General features: G+C 47.0%; 12 protein-coding genes. 1 reads left to right on the top strand and 11 read right to left on the bottom strand.

Annotated features, from left to right (window positions below):
- Positions 1-126 precede the first annotated feature (126 nt).
- From AC3WT9_RS25365 to AC3WT9_RS25320, 10 genes are all read right to left on the bottom strand, one after another.
- The gene (locus tag AC3WT9_RS25365; protein WP_341089920.1) at positions 127-2,046 is read right to left on the bottom strand and encodes a cellulase family glycosylhydrolase; all 1,920 of its coding nucleotides are present in this window, start codon (positions 2,044-2,046) and stop codon (positions 127-129) included.
- A gap of 87 nt (positions 2,047-2,133) precedes the next feature.
- Entirely contained in the window at positions 2,134-3,138 is a 1,005-nt protein-coding gene (locus AC3WT9_RS25360) for a carbohydrate ABC transporter permease (protein WP_341089919.1), read from the bottom strand.
- 24 nt (positions 3,139-3,162) lie between these two features.
- Positions 3,163-4,062: a carbohydrate ABC transporter permease gene (locus tag AC3WT9_RS25355; protein WP_341089918.1), complete on the bottom strand. Its 900-nt coding sequence runs from the start codon at positions 4,060-4,062 to the stop codon at positions 3,163-3,165.
- The gene (locus AC3WT9_RS25350) at positions 4,059-6,638 is read right to left on the bottom strand and encodes a DUF5696 domain-containing protein (protein WP_492408065.1); all 2,580 of its coding nucleotides are present in this window, start codon (positions 6,636-6,638) and stop codon (positions 4,059-4,061) included. The genes AC3WT9_RS25355 and AC3WT9_RS25350 overlap by 4 nt, the downstream gene beginning before the upstream one ends.
- A gap of 14 nt (positions 6,639-6,652) precedes the next feature.
- Positions 6,653-7,273 carry a Yip1 family protein gene (locus AC3WT9_RS25345; RefSeq protein WP_342481136.1) on the bottom strand — a complete coding sequence of 207 codons (621 nt, stop codon included), beginning with the start codon at positions 7,271-7,273 and terminating at the stop codon, positions 6,653-6,655.
- Positions 7,254-8,762: an NHL repeat-containing protein gene (locus AC3WT9_RS25340; RefSeq protein WP_341089913.1), complete on the bottom strand. Its 1,509-nt coding sequence runs from the start codon at positions 8,760-8,762 to the stop codon at positions 7,254-7,256. Before AC3WT9_RS25340 ends, AC3WT9_RS25345 begins: the two co-directional genes overlap by 20 nt.
- A gap of 12 nt (positions 8,763-8,774) precedes the next feature.
- The gene (locus AC3WT9_RS25335) at positions 8,775-9,623 is read right to left on the bottom strand and encodes a carbohydrate ABC transporter permease (RefSeq protein ID WP_379144308.1); all 849 of its coding nucleotides are present in this window, start codon (positions 9,621-9,623) and stop codon (positions 8,775-8,777) included.
- 58 nt (positions 9,624-9,681) lie between these two features.
- Positions 9,682-10,554 carry a carbohydrate ABC transporter permease gene (locus AC3WT9_RS25330; protein WP_341097551.1) on the bottom strand — a complete coding sequence of 291 codons (873 nt, stop codon included), beginning with the start codon at positions 10,552-10,554 and terminating at the stop codon, positions 9,682-9,684.
- Between the two features lie 54 nt (positions 10,555-10,608).
- A complete protein-coding gene (locus AC3WT9_RS25325) occupies positions 10,609-13,530 on the bottom strand; it encodes an extracellular solute-binding protein (protein ID WP_341380320.1) in 2,922 nt (973 codons plus the stop codon).
- 151 nt (positions 13,531-13,681) lie between these two features.
- Positions 13,682-15,043, bottom strand: coding sequence for an ABC transporter substrate-binding protein (locus AC3WT9_RS25320; RefSeq protein ID WP_341089911.1), 1,362 nt, complete (start codon positions 15,041-15,043; stop codon positions 13,682-13,684).
- Between the two features lie 483 nt (positions 15,044-15,526).
- Between AC3WT9_RS25320 and AC3WT9_RS25315 the strand changes: the two genes are divergently transcribed.
- The gene (locus AC3WT9_RS25315) at positions 15,527-16,531 is read left to right on the top strand and encodes a LacI family DNA-binding transcriptional regulator (protein ID WP_341089910.1); all 1,005 of its coding nucleotides are present in this window, start codon (positions 15,527-15,529) and stop codon (positions 16,529-16,531) included.
- Positions 16,532-16,669: 138 nt separating this feature from the next.
- Here the strand turns inward: AC3WT9_RS25315 and AC3WT9_RS25310 are convergent, their stop codons facing one another.
- Positions 16,670-17,608, bottom strand: coding sequence for an alpha/beta hydrolase (locus tag AC3WT9_RS25310; RefSeq protein ID WP_492408062.1), 939 nt, complete (start codon positions 17,606-17,608; stop codon positions 16,670-16,672).
- Between the last annotated feature and the right edge of the window lie 64 nt (positions 17,609-17,672).

Here is a 17,672-nt window from a genome sequence, read left to right as displayed (position 1 = left end):
GCGGTGGAAATCCGGTGACAAAGGCGGTCGCTATCGCTCCTACAGTTCCAAAATTCCCCTCCGTTACTTTTGCCCTTTTGTGTAGTTATCAAGTTCAATTCATATAGCGAAATTTCATTCATAATTTTATCGCCTTTTTGCTCTCCAACAGTACATTCCCGCACCTGCCAAGACCAGGAGTGAAGCTACCGCCACCGGGATGCTTAGGATATGATTTTCTTCATCTGATGAAGAGTCATCGCCGGAGAGCTGTGCTGAAAAGGCTGCTGCTGCTGAATCGCCAGAGTCTGCCGGTGTGTTTGCCGGTGTGTCTGCCGGTGTTTCGGCTGCTTGTTGTTCTACTGCTGCTTTCTCCTTCGCTTCCTCTGCGGAACCCCCTACGATCTTCCCGCTTGCTTTTGTAATCGTATACGGGATCACTGCGCCGCTCCAGAAATGCAGCTTCAGCTGCACTTCTCCATCCTTCACTTCCTTCCAGAATTCGTCCGTGAACTTGATCTCTCCAGTGGTATAGTCCGGATAGAAGGTACGTTTGTACTCCTTGAAGGGAGTCCAATCATTGGGACCGGCATTGCCGCCAGCCGTATAGACGGCTTCCAGTGTCGTCAGGCTGTCCCCGTTGAACCAGGTCGGGATCGTGAATATCCCCTCCGGGGCTTGCGCACTAATCAGGCTGGGCGTGTCATAATAAATAATCTTCATTTTCCAGTCGGCACCCGCACTGAACGTAGCGGTTAAGGTTGCATTCATTCCATACTTCTTCGTGACTAGCCTTTGCAGCAATGCAGATTTGAGGATTAAGTTTTCTCCGTCAAGCTCATAATCCGTACCCTTCACTAACGCATTTTCCTGATTAAGCAGAGCGGTGAAGGTATTCCCGTTCAAATTCAGGGGAATGACCAGATCCTTAATTTCCGAATCTTTAAGAATATAGACCGAATCCGTTTCCGCGTTGGAGGAGCGGCCCTTCCAGCCCTGCTTCATCACCTGATGAAGCTCCTCATCCACCCACTTGAGGGTGCGCCTATCGAAATGTTGGCCATTATCCCACAGCATCAGCGGCATCTTTTTTTCCCGAGCATAGTAGGTGATGTATTCAAAAAACTTCAAAATTTCGCCATGCTGAACAGTATCCAGCGATTTATCGAACCCAAGCAGACCAAATTCCCCCACGATAACAGGAATCCCTTTGGCGGTGAAGGTGTCGTAAGCCCGGTCGAAGGCCTGAATCAGATCCTCCCTGGCCGTGTTATCGAACGTGGTCGAACCCCCAAGGTTCACACTGAACGCATAATATCCATAGTAGTGGAACGTTGCAATCAACCTATCGTCGTTTAATTTCGTAATGGTTTTGGCTAACTCATCCAGTCTGGCCTGGGTTGGAGCAGCCGTTAGAGTAGAAAGTACAAGCGGACGCTTATTGTTATTCCCGCCGGAATGACGAACGATAGCATGAAAAGAAACATTCAGTTCATCCAGCATCGCAAAATATCCAGGGGTGTCCTTGCTCCAATCCTCCGAAAAACGCGGTTCATTCAGGCTCTCAAACATCAGCGTGTCCGGATAATCCTTGAAATGCCCCGCAATCTGCGTCCAGGCCGCATTGAATCTGGCAACCACATCATCATGCTCCGTCTCCATGTTCAGGACCCAGCCCGTATCGTGATGCAGGTTAATCATGACATGAAGATCCGCAGCCAGCGACCAGTCGACGACTTCTTGAATCCGTGCCATAAATTCTTTTTGGATCACATAATCAGGAGCGTCACCCATCCGGTGCTTCCAGGTAATGGGGATGCGGATGCTTTTGTAGCCTTCGGCAGCAATTTGCTTAATAAATGCCCGGGTTGTACTCGGGTTTCCCCATGAAGTTTCCTCACCCGTAGCCTCGAAGGTGTTTCCTAGATTCCAGCCCGGTCCGATGGCTTCGACGTAAGCTTGCATGGCACTCTTCTTTTCTTTGGTTTCTGCATGCGCAGGCAGAGCCGTCACCGTCACGGCCAGCAGCAACATACAAATCATGACGAACAAACGTTTAGGCTTCATGATCCGGCTCCCTTCCTAATAAAAAATGCTGGAGGCAGATTACGCGGGTCTCCAGCATTTCATTTCTCCATGAAGCAATGTATTCTGTTAACCAATAATACCGCTGCGCTCAACACTCTCTACGAAATAACGCTGCACCACCATATACAGCAGGATCAGCGGGATAATGGCCAGCAAGATGCCGGTATCAATAATCATAGCCACATGGTTTGGATCTGCCTTAATACTAGACCCGCCTGCACCTATCCCAAGCAACCCCGGAAGCAAGGCATTGGCCTGAGCCGCCAGCGAACTTACCTTTGTAGGCATAAGCGCCACTTCACTCATGAAGAGCGAGGTAAAGAAGGTATCGTTATACTGCCAGACAAAACAGAACAAAATGACTGTGATCATCGGGGAGACTGCATTTGGCAGCATGATTCGCAGGAATGTTTTAACGCCTCCCGCACCGTCAATCAAAGCGGCTTCCTCAATTTCTTTCGGCATTCCTTTGAAGAATTGGCGGAAAATATAGATGAACAAGCCTGCTTTTAATCCGATCGCTGTCGCTGATGTAATAATGGAAGGCCAATACGTATTGAGCAGGTTGATGCCTTCTTTGCCTGTGATCAGATGAATAATCCCCAGAATATCAAAGCTTCTGAAATGCAGGTACATAGGCACCATCAGCGTGCTGGTAGGTACAAGCAAGGTTAGAATGACGAGCGCGAACAGGATGTTGCTTCCCGGAAAGTTGAACCGGGCAAAGCCATAACCCGCCAAGGCGCAGGAAGCCGTAGTCAGCAGCGTTGTCACTACGACGAAGAGCAAGGTATTCCCCAGCAGCGGGAAATAGTCCAGAATCTGCATCGCCATCTTGATGTTATCCAGCGTAAAGTGGACCGGTATCATATAAATTGTCGGGTTATAAATATCTGCTTTATCCTTGAAGGCGATGGAGAATTTCATAAGCAGCGGGTAAATAATAATAAATGAAATCCCGATGACAAGCGCGTACCGGAACAATGCATACAAAATATCAACTGCCTTACCTCTGACCTTCTGAACTCTATAGTGATTCGCTTCTCTGTGAACGGGTTGAGGAGCTTGCATAGCCGTACCCTCCTTTGCTATTAATCAGTTGTAATGCACTCTTTTAGACAGTACGTAACCAACGATAATCAGGACTAGGCTGATAATTAGCGTATAAATCCAGGACATCGCCGCACTGAGACCGAAGTTTTGTGTGGTGAATGCGGTTGAGAATATCATTTGGGTCACGCTGCTACCCGAGAAGGAGTCGATAATGGTATAAATAACGTTGGTCAAGATGAGCGGGCTCACTAGCGGGAATGTGATTTTCCAAAAGGATTCATAGGCCGTTGCCCCTTCAATCTTCGCCACCTCATACATCGCCCCGGGAACAGACTGCAGCGCGGCCAGAAAGATCAGAATTTGTACGCCCGAACTCGTAATAATCTCATAGATCCGCAGGATCGCGTCTACAATATAATCCACGAACGACAGCGGCAACCCGATATCACGGAGAATCATAACCATCGACATAACATTGTACTGTGAGCCCGATTGGCCCAATTCGTTGACAGCCGTAGCATCACCAACCAGATTGATCAGTCCGGACGCTTCTGCCGCCGATATCGCGTTGGAGGCCAGAATGACCGGCAGAAAAAATATGGCCCGGGCCAGAATTCTCCCCCGAAACTTCTGATTCAGCAGCGTTGCCGAGAAGAGACTGAAAAATAGGATCATCGGAACGTTAAGCACCATATCCCTGACAGATTCGGTTAATATCCGGTTAAAGGTTGGATCTACGAACAAAGCATTGTTGAAGTTGGACCAGCCTACCCAATCTAAGGAGAAGCCTGACGGATCTACAGTTAATTTACTGAAGCTGAATTTGATGGACTGAATGAGCGGAGTCGCGAACATGAACACGAACCCAAGCAGCCATGGCGCAATAAAGGCTATTCCCAGAAAAGAGCGCTTGTGATTTAAGCTGAGCTTACTTCCTCTCATGACTGCTCACCTTCTATCCCATATTGTCCGGCTCCGATTGCGAATCCATGGACGGTGACATCCTTATCCGTGTGATTCACATAAATCGAAATCCCATTACTGTACCGCACCTCCACAACACCCTCCTGATGGCGTATATGGTTCACGATTTGCGCATTCTGTACGGGGGAGAGTACTTTATTGACTTCCTTATACATCGAAACCGCCTGATCGTACCAATCTTTGTAATAGGTTGCATACTTGCTGTCAAAATGAGTGAACTTCAGCTTGGAGGAGGGTTCATAGGACCACGAGAAATAGGGTGCTGCACCCAGCTCAATTGAGCGAAGCATCTGCTGCTTGATATCCTGCTCATCACTCAGATTAACCGGAGTCCCTGCATAGTTGATAAAGCCATGAACAACCATTTCATAGAAAGGGATCTCTTCATCGGTCAGCAAGAATCCGCTGGAGGATGTCGGTACATTGATCAGATGATCGGAGTAAGGCCATGCGTAGGCATTCCCCCCTGCGATCATGGTTTGATCGATGTTCCGGCCGAGTTTATTGAGCTGCTCTTCCACGATTTGTTTAGCCGTTTCCCGCTGTATGACACGGCTTACCCGGAAATCCGAGCTGAGTATATTGCCGAGATCCCGCAGAGATACGCCTTTCATCCCGAAGGATTTATACTTGTTCATAAACTCGTCAACGTAATAAGGCAGCTTGGCAGGGGACAATAAATAGTAGCTTCCGAGCGTTATATCCATCCCGTTGTATGCCCGATTATATGGATAGAGCTCAGCCTCTTCCCTTGTCACGAATCTGGATGCATCAGAGGAAGGTGTAAAACTGCTATCATTATGGTAAATCTGCTGGAAGGCCACATCGGGGAATAACATCCCGCCTGATTGCTCCAACTTTTCCGTTAATGTAAGGAGCTCCGACTTGCTTCCCAGCACATCTTCAGTCTTCAGCTTATTGGGTGTAGCATGATTTACACCTTTGGAAGACCAGCCTGTATAGCGCATAAGCAGCCGGTCAATGCCGTCCTGCTTCAATTGACTGGCAATCTGCGTTGCCTGCTCAAAGGAGGTCATTGCCACCTCGGACCGGTAAGGTACGCCAAGAAATGACTTTTGTTTGTCGACAGCCCCCAGCATATCCAGATAAAAGGGAATGCCCTGTCCCTCCTCTAAAGGCTGCAGTGATTTCTCCGTCACCAGCTTATTCCGGTACAGCTCAGCCATTCCTGAATAGCTGGCCTCGTCATTGTTCAGGAAGCTGTAACGAACTTGAATATCGCCTTTGTAAATCTCCTCATTCAGGAGTTGTATTTCCTGAATGGTAGATCCGGTGTACAGCTCAAGCTCATCCTCACCCCGTAAGGTGTAGCTGCTGTGAATGAAATTGTACGAGTTCTTCTTGCCGCTGATATCGGCGGCTATGCTGGCTATGGCATCTCCTTTTTCGATCACGGCGAACCAGGCAGCATCACCAGCCTTTAATCCAAACACCGGCATTCTGGCATTCTCACTGACTTGCCCGCGTCTATAGCTGTTATCATTCGGGTCCAGGCCATACACACGCTGTACATACTGCTCTTCCTTCACTTTGCCATTATTCAAATGGATCAGGCTGCCGGAACCGTCAGGAACGAGCATATAGCCATCGGTCTGCTGATCGGCAGCACCGAACATATTGAGCACCTCAAGGCTGCGAATCTGATAATCCCCGCTTTCCTTAACCTGGTTCACAGGGACGGATACAACCAGAGTTCCCCCGTCTAACCGGTATTCCAGCGGAACAACAAAATTCGGCTTGGCCGTTCCGGCCCCGGCCCCCGCTCCATTCTCCTGATTATCGAACGCCAGGTCTTCTGCAGAATAACCGGACTTGGTAAAGGCAGCTGTCATTTTGCTCAGCACCAGCGGTTTGGAGACTTGTGCATCTATGCGCTCCAGCACCTCCGGGTCGCCCTCTTTCGGGTAGTAGCGGAGCCCTACGTATTTTGCCGTGGGCTTATCGAGCTTGGACAGAACCTTTTCTTCCATTCTCGTCTTGCTAATATACTTAGGCAGTGCGTCGATTCCGATCGACGTATCTCCAATCGTATACACAATACGAAGTCCATTCTTAATGCTTTCGGCAGTAAACTGTTTGCTGCTGATGCTCTGGGCGAAGTTGGTATAGGATTCCAGTGTGCCTACAGCGTCACGGAATAGCACTGTTAACTGCGATGACAGCAGCTCTTTCTCGAACCCCGAAGCCAGAACATCCTCTTCGCGGTTGACAGGATTGCTGTACCAGATATGACCTTGGCGTTTATCCTTAACTGCTACTTCCGTGGTTTCAGGATTGTAGTATAAAGACAGCTCCGTATCGTCGGCTACCAGTTGCATTCCCGGTACACCCTTGGACGAATCAGGCAGTGCAGTTAGCTCGCTTCCGGCTTCCAGTTCAGTAGTTACTTCCATATAAGAGGAGGCTTCAACAGCCTTTACTCCGCGGGATGTGAAGAACAGGGCAGAACCGGCAAAGATTAGAATAGCTGCGGCACAGGCGAGTACCGCAACCAGCATTTTACGATTTTTCACAGGTGCGGCCTCCTTTACGTACGGAAAGTTAATTCCCGATAAATGTTAACGAAGAACTCGATGATTTGCTGGAGCATACTTAATACGAGCGTTCCCAAAAATATGACAATTCCCATGACAACAACCGTGAGCAGCATCGTTACCATTGTTTTGAGCACAGTATATTGATGGACGGTCATGATGCCGACGAATAAAAGAGCTACAAACCATATGGAGGAGATCGACATCATCAAATAATAAAAGGCCGTTTCTTCCTCCGCCATAAACCGGCTTGCAATAATCATCGGCGTATAAATGATCACGATGGGAACAAGCGCATAACCTGTAGCCATCATAATTTCTTTGAATTTCCCTTCCCCATCCATTAAAGTTGTGATCGCCCAGTTCGATAAACACCACAGAAAGAAGGGAAATACAACCGTAAATAATTGTGTGATACTATTCAGATGACGCGGATCTTTATAATTGACAAGAAATCCTGCAAACTGATTTTTTAAAATCATTGAAATGACAACAAGCAGTAGAATCGTTAACGTTACCCGGATTTTACCTTTTCTCTCATACTTCATATCCCAAAAGCTATCAAACGGATGCACAATGAGGTGCAGTGGGAATTTAATGAAATCCTGCCTCATGGGCTTTACCCTCCTTAAGGTTTTGCGAAGTCTGCCGGGATCTTCCTGACAGCCGCTTTCTTCTCCAGAAGCGAAAGAGCTTGAAAGCAAGCCATCCTGACACCAGGATCATTATCACGGTTAGAAATGTTCCGAAATGCTCCTGCATGACTTCCCTGCGGTACCGTTTGAATGCTACGGAATAACCGTCGCGGTCCATTCCGAGCTTGAAGTATTTCAGCGCCTCTTTATTGCTTTTATCCATCAGCAAGGATTTGCCAATGCCGATATAAGCGATATCATAGTTGGAATTCAGCTTCAGAACTTCCTTCCACACCGGGACAGCCCGGGCATCCTCGCCATTATAGTGATACCCTACCGCTTGATTAACGCTTGTGCCAAACCGGGTTGGCTTGAAGATGACTATGTTTCCTTTGCCGCGGTCAAGTACAAGCTGGTTCCCGCCAGAGAATTCTATGGCTGCCGGTATTTTGAAGGTTCCGACCTGGTTGCCTTTACCGCCGTACACATAAAGAAGGTCACCTTCATCGTTGTACGTGAACACTTTGCCCTGGTTAGCATCAAGAGCACTGTACATCCCGTTGGCAAGAACTTTAATATCTGTGAACTTAGAAGGTCCTATAGAGATGCGGAACCTGATATCACCTTTAACATCAAAGTATCCGAATCGCTTCAGCACATCCTCACCGGATGGATTCAGCCGTTTTATCGGTTCCTTCGAGCCCGGATCAATATTCGTGGCATACAGAAACCCTTTAGAATCAACATCAATATTGGAAAACTCTGTAGGCACAAACAATGCCATCTGCGCTTTCTGCGCCTTGGTGGAGAGTAACCGCCATAAATATTCGGTATAGTCACGCTTTACCTTGTTTGTACCGACATAACCGATAAAGTCGCCGTTTTTATCAAACTGCATGATCCCTTCGAATATCCCTTTAGCGATGACATAGACACGTTCCGCCTGGTCTACGGTCACTTTAACAGGAATAAACTTGAAGTCAGCCGGTAAAATATCGGACTTCGGCTGCTCTATCATCCGGAGCAGATCCCCGCCCGGGGACAGAACAACAATCCGCCCGTTATCCGTATCGGCAATATACAGATTGCCTTCCTGATTAACGTATAATCCGCTTGGATTCTTGAATTTTTCCGCTTTGCCCTTGTTATCAAAGCCGCTAATGACCTTATTGACCTTCCAGTCGCTATCCAGACAAATAATCCGTCCGTTCCCGCTATCAGCAATATAGATCAGTCCGTTTGCCGCAACGACCATATCGCCGGGATCCAGAAAATTGCCCACACCAAGATCCTTTCCAGATAGGGTACGGTCAGGTACATAAGCAGCAGGAGCAGGTACCGCTTCTTCCCAGTAATTATAGTTGTAGCTCTCATAGGGCGTAGATTCAGCAGACGCCGGCGCAGGAGCTGCATAACCTAACAGCAGGGATGCTGCAATAACCGCGGGCAACCATTTTTTTGCTATCAACTGTCTCCCCCCTTAGTCCTTCATTCCCGAAGTAGCCATCGTCTCTATAATCCGGCTTTGCGAAAAAACAAACAGCGTAATGGGTACGCTCATTAAAATGAGAGCTACCGCCGCCGCTGCACCGGAACGGGCAATCCCCCCGGCCACCACTTGGCCCGCCGCAAAGTGAAGTGACTTCAGCTGTTCACTGTAAATGAACCCGTTCCCGTCACTGCCCCATAGAATTTGGAATAATAGAATGATGAGCGTTAGCCAAGCCGGCTTTACGTTAGGCATGACGATGGACCAAAAAATGCGGTATTCGCTTGCCCCGTCGATCTTAGCGGCTTCCAGCAGCACATCCGGAATCTGTTCCATAAATTGCTTCATTAAATATAAACCCAGTGAATAAGCAAACGCCGGGATAATGACTGCCCAGTAAGTATCAATGAGCCCCAGCCAGGACATGATCATATAGTTTGGCATCGCGGTTACAGCCGGCGTAAACATAAGCGACAAGACAACGATGCTGAACAAGATCTTTTTGCCGGGAAAATGATGTTTAGCGAGAGGGTACGCAGCTGCCGAGGCCAGCAATACGTGACCGACAATACCCGTGCCGGTAATAAACACCGTATTGAAAATATACCGCGAGAACGGAACCCAGGAATTTCCGAGCAGATTAAACAGATCTATAAAGTTGTTCATCGTTGGATGGCGGACAAATAACGTCGGCGGGAAGATAAAGATTTCATCCAGCGGCTTGAACGCATTATTAATAGCGTAGACAAGCGGCAGAATCATAAATGCTCCAAATACGGTGAGCAGGGCGAATAAAGATAAAGTGCCCCATGCTGAACGGTTCACCCGCTTTTTCGGCATCCGGATCGTCCGGCTTAACCGTTGTTTTGCATTCATTTGAAAGGGGATATTCATGCCTCTATTCACCCACCTTTCTAAGCAGTTTTTGAACAATCAGGTTCGATCCAACCATGATCAGGAACAACACGGTGGCAATAGCTGAAGCGTAGCCCATTTCAAAGCGGGTCGTACCGAAATCAATCAAATGCGTGACGATGGTTTCCGCCGCATAGTTCACGCTTGGGAACCCTGCCAGCGCAATCGAGACATCAGCTACAGCAAAGGCGGTTGTGATCTGGATAACGGCACCGAACATCAATTGCGGGCGCATCGAAGGCAAGGTAATGTACCACAGCTCCTGCCAGCGATTTTTGATCCCGTCCACAGCTCCCGCTTCATATAACGTTCCATCAACGGTCTGCAGGCCTGCAATGAACGTGAGGAACCCTGTTCCGAGACTCAGCCATAATTGAACAAGGATGATGATAGGCATGATGTAGCCTTCCGTTTTGAGCCATTGGATCGGCTCCAGGATAAAGCCAAACTTCAGCAATAATCCGTTTATGATTCCATACCGGTCTCCGGAGAAGATCATGAGCCAAATGAAATAGACATTTCCCGAAATGGAAGGCGCATAGAAGACGAGCGTCATTACAGCTCTAAGCTTTGGAGACAGCTCATTAATGATCCAGGCAAACACAAAACAGGCGATATAACTAATCGGCCCTGTGATCACTGCGAATAAAAGTGTGTTTTTGAGGGCAATCAGAAAGACGTCATCTTCCAGAAATAAGCGGGTATAGTTCTGCCAGCCTATAAACTTCGGAAACTCCAACATATTGAAGTATGTGAAGCTAAGCACGATCGAGACCAAGACAGGTAAGACCGTAAATACGGCGAACAATATCATATACGGCGCCATCAAAATATACGAATGCTTATTGGCTCTCATTTCCCGCCACTTCAGGCTCCACCAATTTTGCACGCTTGACCCTCCTCCTTACCGCTATAGACCAAACTCTTTCCGTTTGGTGGTGATTTCGTCCTGAATATATTGGACATAGTCCATAATGGATTCCCGTGCTTCCACGCCGCCGACTACCGTTTTGTAGAAAGCATTAAATAAATGTCTGCCCGTGAAATACCCGCCCGGAACTTCAGGAACACCTTCAGCCCACTCGAACTGGGCTTTCAAATTTTCATAATCGGCAACGGGCCAAGGCAAGCTGTCCAACGCTTTGATGTTAGCGGTCGGATAACGGGCTGCTGCCCCCATCAACCCTTCCATCTCACGTCCGAACACCGTTTGCGTCTCTTCACTCGTCCACCATTTCATAAATTCCCAAGATGCCTCTTTGTCTTTGGCCTTATCCATCATCACGACAGCACTTCCCCCGCTGGATACCGTACGGTCCAAGGTGCCATCTGTTTGCACGGTTCCCGGAATCGGCACGAAGCCCCACATCCCCCGAATCTCCGGAGCAAATACAGAAAGCTGGTTATACAGTGTGTAATCGGCTATCCCAAAAGGCATTTCTCCTGTGCGGAACCGATTGGCAAAGTCATATTCACGTTCAAGCTTGTAATCGGTGTAAAACTCCGTCCATTGCTTGAACGTTTCCATCCCGGTCCGCGAATCGAGATCTGACTCCTGTCCGCCATCCCGGTAAAATTGTCCGCCATTCTGAAATAAGAGAGCGGCGTACATCGAGTTAGGCGGGATGTTCTGCCCTTGGACTGCGGATTGAACCACAACCGGCAATCCAAACTGCATATGATTCTTGCTGAGCACAGCAAGTAAAGTGGATACCTCATCCCAAGTCTGAGGTACTTGCAGATGAAGCTCCTCCACAATGTCCTTCCGGTAAAAGAGCATATTAAAGGTCTGAGTCTCAGGTAAGGCATACACTCCGCTGTCATATCTGTAAGGTACAACTGCGCTTTCCCGGAAACGGCTGCTCACTTCATCAAAGTCTGCAAACTGTGTCAGATCTGCCGCCGCATTGCGCATTGCAAAGTTAACAGGCAGATCATTGCCGATTTGCATAGCCACATCGGGCCCTTGCCCGGCTAAGGTAGCTGGAAGCAATGTCGTCATGTTGACGAGCTTCAGGTTGACATTAATGCCTGTGGCGGATGTGAATGTCTCATCAATCATGGCTTTCATCGTATTCGCCTGATCCCGTCCGCTTCCGATCCAGACGGTTACTGATTTCTGGTCATCCTCTTCCGACACATTTCCGATTTGATTGTAATCGGTAAAGAAGGAAGCGAAGAAGGTAGCGGTCTCATGCTTAAACTTCGAGCCAAACCCCATCCCTTTCTTGGGAAACTTCTTATCGGGAGAAGCTAAGTAAAGCGCATCTATTTCAAGCGGCTGCTCTCTCGCTGTCTGTACCCATGTTCCAAGTCCCCCGGTATTCGTCTTATATGCAGCCAGTCTCCTTGGGATGGTGTCCGGATCATCCATTAATTCGCCCAACTGCTGTGCCATTGTTTTGAGCAGCGCTTCCTGATCACTCGATTGTCCTGACAACCGGACCAATTGCTTGGCAATCCCGGTTAATCTGTCCCGTTCGGCACCAAACACCTCAAGCATGTCAGGCACTTTTTTATCCAGCTGGTAATCACGGTATTCATCCGGCTTGGTTCCCGTAATCATCAGGATCTTGCGGTACATGGAATTGAGATTGTACAGGCTGTCCTCCACCTCGCGAATTAAAGGGGCGAACTCGCCAAGGCTTACCTCAAGCCTCACAACATGTTTGCCCTTTTCCAGCTTGTATAAATAGGGTTCGTCCCCACCCATAATGTCCAACCGGTAGGAGCTTTTATATCGAAAAGGAACCTTTGCCATTTCCTCAAACGGCACTACTCCGTCTATGGTCAGCTTCCGGGTGGAATAAATCCCCCTGACATAATTCTGCTGTGTCTTAAAGGCCATTTTATATAATCCGCTCTCAGGGACATCAATTTCCCATTCAATCCACTGGCCGGGTATTCGCCAATTCAGCCCGCCTATGGTATTGATCTTGATCTTGGAAGAACTGTAGGGATGAACCGCGGCACTGGAACGCTCGCTAAGCGGGTACAAGGTCGGCGATGATTTGGCAGCCGCATCCTCTCCCTCGATCCTCAGGAGCTGACCGCTGGAGGCCTGAACACCATCGGCATCCAATTGCTTCTTTACTTCCTCATAAGGTAGCGGCGCAGCTTGCTTAAACAGCTTCAACTGTTTAAGCACGACAGGTTCTCTGGAAGATTCCAAAGTTAACGTATGTGAGCCTTTAGAGAAATAAAATAAAAAGGGCTCATTCTCATAACCATTAGAGTCTTGGAACGCTTTCTCGCTCCAGCCCGGTTTCTCAATCTGTCTAGGCCTCAGATCATTGCCCTGATTGTCCTGAACCAGCTGATCCAATTGGTCAACCCAAATACGGTCAAACTGCAAGAAGGCTGCTTCCTGAAAAGGGAGCTTGCCGTCAATATATAAGGCGCGCTCAATCGCTGAGCTTTTCCCTTCAACGGGATAATACAGCATGGATAAATTGTAGAAACCCTCTTCCGCGATTTGAACATTCCATTCCACCTTGCCGGATTCACCCGTTAATAGTGATTGGCCTGCCATGCCTTCGTAATCCGGCAGCTTCTCGAAGCCACTGCCCTCAACATGACTATAATTAGCTGCCTCCAGTACAATTTCTTGATCAGGTCTGGGGGCCCCCTCATGTTCGGTTAAGTAGGATACGTATTTATGCTCATTAAAAGCTGCCGTCTCCGCTGTAGCCGTTGTTTCATTGGGTACTTGCTCCACTGCGGACGTTGCTTGCGCGCTTGCATCTGCCTGTACATTTAAGCCTGCCGGAAGCGTGATCAATAATGCCATTGCAGCAAGCGTTATATTCTTGGCCATTTTGGATTGACGCATTTTACCTATCACCAGAAGTCCTCCTTACAAGCGCAAGCAGTTATCCCCTTTTAGGGGAGAGCTTACGTGCTGTGGTGAAATCTTATATTCATACAACAGGGGGAGTCGTCAAGACATCCCCCTGTTCTTATGACGCTACGAACCGCTTCTGTTACTTGCCTAGCTTGGCAATGGAAGCCTCCGCCTCTGGCTTATATTTCTCGGCTGTTGCTGTAACCGATTGATTGTTTACAATAATGTCCTTCATGAAATTGGTGGTCGGGAATTCCGGGTAAGCGGTTTCCAAAAGAATCTGGCCTGTATTGTTGATGTGCTCATGCATCATAGCTACATCTTCTTCATGAGTGTAGATGCTTTCCAGCCACTCTTGGCTCGGGAAATCTCCGGTTTGCGTAATATCATAGGTATCTTCGAAAGCCTGGTAGACAGCCTGTGGATCTTTTACACCTTTTGGAATGAAAAATGCATTCTTGCCGTTATCAGCATAGGTAAGCTCAGGAGAGCCTGAGGGTCCATTCGGGAACGGAACAACACCGAAATCGAAAGTCAAATCTCCCAGATTCCAAATCGGAGCCGGGAACATCGCTACATCGCCATCTTTGAAGGTATTGAATTCGTCATAGCCAACTTTGTCTGATCCTTTGACTTTGACAACGTTCTCAACGTTGTACAAACGGTTTATAAATTCAGCGGTTTCAATGACTTTGGGATCAGTCAGACCTTGTGTACCTGTGGCTTCGTCCACAATCTTTCCACCATTAGCTGCGGAGAAGTTACGCAGGATATCGATAGCCCAGCCCGAGAATCCATAAGTGTCGATTTTACCGTCATTATCCGTATCCTTAGTAGCTTGTTTGGCAACTTCAATGAATTTATCCCAATTCCATTGTCCATTGGCATAAAGCTCCTGCAAATCGGGAAGTCCCAGTTTTTTGAACAAATCGCGGTTGTAATGGAGGCCCGCACCGCCGGTGCCGGGTTCAGCGAAGGCATAGTACTCGTTGGCAATTTGAGGTGCCTTAACTAATAGTTTGGCTTCATTGTTGATATTCGAGGCAGCTGTAGTATATTCGCTTACTTTCAGCAGCTGTCCCTTGAGAATTGCAGGCCATGCCGAGTTGTATTCCATAATAACGATATCGGCAAAAGGTTCACCCGTAAGTGCGGTAGCCGTGAATTTAGGCATAAACTCTTCAAAGGGAACGTTTACAAATTCGAACTTGCAGTTATACTTTTTCTCTACTTCAGCAATTTTGGCAAGCCGTTCCTTCTCGGAAGCAGAATTGCCTGCAGGCTTCAGATCCCACCAAGCCGCTACCTTAATTACACGTCCGCCCATGTCAACCGGTGCTGCCGTTGCTTCTGCGGTTGCTTCTACTGCTGCTTCTGTAGCTGCAGGCTCAGTAGTCGCATTTGCTTTTGTATTGTTGGCAGCATTGTTTCCGCCACTGCAGGCTGTAAGTAAAAAAACAAGGCATAATAATAAAACTGAATACCCCTTTATCTTTCTCATTCGTCAAACCTCCCGTTAATGATATGAATACGTTAGTGCTGTCCCCTTCCCAATAAAGCGCTTACACTATTGCATAAAAAAATAACAGAAGCACAATTGCCTTCGTTTGTTTGGAACACCACCTTTGTTTGTTATTATCTTTTGTTTTTCTTAACATAACAAATGTTACCATCATCCAAGAAAACGGTCAATCATTTTTTACCCAAAATCTCATTTATTCCACAAAATAGGACAAGTTATATCTTAAATAAGTCATTAACTTGTACATTTTAAATAATAATGTTATCTTTCACATAACATAAATGACATAAATAAAAACATATAACAAAATAAAAGAAATAAAAAAATAACATAATTCTTCTCACTTGAAGAAACTCAGCAAATTTAAAAAAACAAGTGTTAGTCCCTCATTCTTCATGTAAAATTGTAATGTAATTGTCTTCGGGAATTACAAAATAATCTGATTAAAGTAGGATGATTTGTATGCGACGTAAAGTAACTATACAATCCATAGCTGATTTTACGGGGCTGTCGAAATTTGCAGTGTCAAGGGCATTATCCGGCAAACCGGGAGTCAGTTCACAGACGAGAGATACGATATTCAAGGCCGCCGGACAGTTAGGTTACTTTAAAGACTCTAAGTCTGCACAAACGCCAGGCGAGCTGGTTGATCTGGATGCCCGCAAATGGTCCGGCACAGTTCTGGTTTTATTTCCAAACATCCGCTACCAGAACCCGGAATCTTTGTATTGGGGACCGGTATTTAGCGGTATCTCTTCCAGATTGAATCAGAGGGGCATTAACGTATTAACATTAACGGAGCCTAAAGATGACTCTATGTTCTCTCTTCTTAACCCTGAAGCGATCATGGGTGTGATTACGGTAGGTTCCATTTCAACACCTATTCTGGTAGAGATCCGTAGTCTGGGCATTCCGGTCATGATGGTAGATCACTCCGACCCCAGCTTTCAGTGCGATTCCATCTTTACCGATAATCTGTCATGCATGAAAGAAATGATGAACTTTGTCATTAATAAAGGCTACCGGGACTATCAGTTCCTTGGGAACATACGTGATGCCCAGAGTTTTTACGAACGATTCCTTGTCTTTCGGGCAGCACTCGAAGATAACGATATCGAACTTAAGCAGATCCCCTCACTTAACGGACCCGAAATTGATAACTTCAGAGAAACCTTTGCGGCTGCCATTACTGAACATGGACTGCCCGAGGTCTTTGTATGCGCAAACGATACTTACGCCTTGTTCGCCATGGAAACGATCGAATTTATGGGCATGGCTATACCTGACACTTTGGTGTTTACCGGTTTTGATAATACGCACCCTTCCCTATCGTTCCTGGCGACCGTTAATGTCAATAAGGAGCTGCTAGGTACAAGAGCTGTAGATCAGCTGCTCTGGAGAATCCTCAATCCAGGCACGAGTTATGAAAAGATACTTATACAGGCAGATGTTATCATTAGGGACTAACGAAGATAAGCCAAAATGCACCAGTGAGTTCACTTACGAATTTCACTAACCGGACAAACGACAAACAGCGGCAATCCTGGACTTCTCTTACCGTCCGGGGTTGCCGCTGTTTCTATATTCAAAGGCCTATAGCTTGCTTTATTTCACTTTCCCCATGAATTCCCTTAAATTCTGGACGATCTCTTTGGATCTGGTATGGTGTAAATAATGCCCGCCTTCAAGTGCCAGGACTTTTCCATGTACAGAATTTTTGATCTGCTCTTCATGCAGCGGCAGCCAGCCCTCAACCTCTGTATTATTCGCTTGTACAAAGAGAAGGAGAGGAAGATCCTTGGGGAATGACAAAGCTTGGGCTGCTTTAAAGTTGGTCTGAATATGTTTCATTTCATTCATGGTAGCGGCATTACCGTAGTTTTTATTCGAAATCATTCTCATTTGTTCCTTAATTTGATCATCAAACGCCAGTCCGGCATAGGGGTCACCGCCCAGTTTCTTGAGCAATCTCATGAGACCTGATTTATCGAGGAATTTAAAGGTCCCGATGGGTGATTCATCATCCATGCCGCCTTGTGTTGGAACACTGCTGTCAATTCCGATAAATGCACTCACTTCGTCTGTGTACTTGTTCACATAATCCAGTCCGTAAATGCCCGCTATAGAATGGCCCATCAGCATGTACCGGTCAATATTAAGCTGATGTAACGCTTCATGAATTTCACTTACAATGTTCTCTGTGCTTCTTTCTTTGTCGGTTCCATCACTTAGTCCATAACCAAACGGCTCAACCACCACTACTTTATAAAATGAAGACAGCTCATCTACCAGCGGCTTAAAATCAAGTGCAGGTGCACCCGTTCCATGACCCGGCAGCAGCACAACTGTTTCCTCGCCTGTTCCTTGAATCAGAACATTCATATTTTTCCCGTCTACAGGCACTAACTGACCATAGGGTTCTATTTTTCCTTGCTCCGATTTGTTGCTGATGATATTCACTACAAAAACTATGGCCAAAAACAGCCCTATTGCAATAATTAATGCGCCTATTGATTTAAGCATAATCCTAAGTGTTTTTTTCATACATACACCTGACCTCATTGGTTTATTGAGCTGCCTTAACGAACTGCTAAGAAAAGCTTATACA

It is taken from the genome of Paenibacillus sp. EB106-06-01-XG199, assembly GCF_058791575.1.
This window is presented reverse-complemented; position numbering and strand designations above follow the sequence as displayed.

Bases quoted from the DNA above. Each gene is read 5' to 3' on its own strand.
- AC3WT9_RS25365 (WP_341089920.1), bottom strand. From the start codon at position 2,046: ATGAAGCCTAAACGTTTGTTCGTCATGATTTGTATGTTGCTGCTGGCC.
- AC3WT9_RS25360 (WP_341089919.1), bottom strand. From the start codon at position 3,138: ATGCAAGCTCCTCAACCCGTTCACAGAGAAGCGAATCACTATAGAGTT.
- AC3WT9_RS25355 (WP_341089918.1), bottom strand. From the start codon at position 4,062: ATGAGAGGAAGTAAGCTCAGCTTAAATCACAAGCGCTCTTTTCTGGGA.
- AC3WT9_RS25345 (WP_342481136.1), bottom strand. From the start codon at position 7,273: ATGAGGCAGGATTTCATTAAATTCCCACTGCACCTCATTGTGCATCCG.
- AC3WT9_RS25335 (WP_379144308.1), bottom strand. From the start codon at position 9,623: ATGCCGAAAAAGCGGGTGAACCGTTCAGCATGGGGCACTTTATCTTTA.
- AC3WT9_RS25330 (WP_341097551.1), bottom strand. From the start codon at position 10,554: ATGAGAGCCAATAAGCATTCGTATATTTTGATGGCGCCGTATATGATA.
- AC3WT9_RS25325 (WP_341380320.1), bottom strand. From the start codon at position 13,530: ATGCGTCAATCCAAAATGGCCAAGAATATAACGCTTGCTGCAATGGCA.
- AC3WT9_RS25320 (WP_341089911.1), bottom strand. From the start codon at position 15,043: ATGAGAAAGATAAAGGGGTATTCAGTTTTATTATTATGCCTTGTTTTT.
- AC3WT9_RS25315 (WP_341089910.1), top strand. From the start codon at position 15,527: ATGCGACGTAAAGTAACTATACAATCCATAGCTGATTTTACGGGGCTG.
- AC3WT9_RS25310 (WP_492408062.1), bottom strand. From the start codon at position 17,608: ATGAAAAAAACACTTAGGATTATGCTTAAATCAATAGGCGCATTAATT.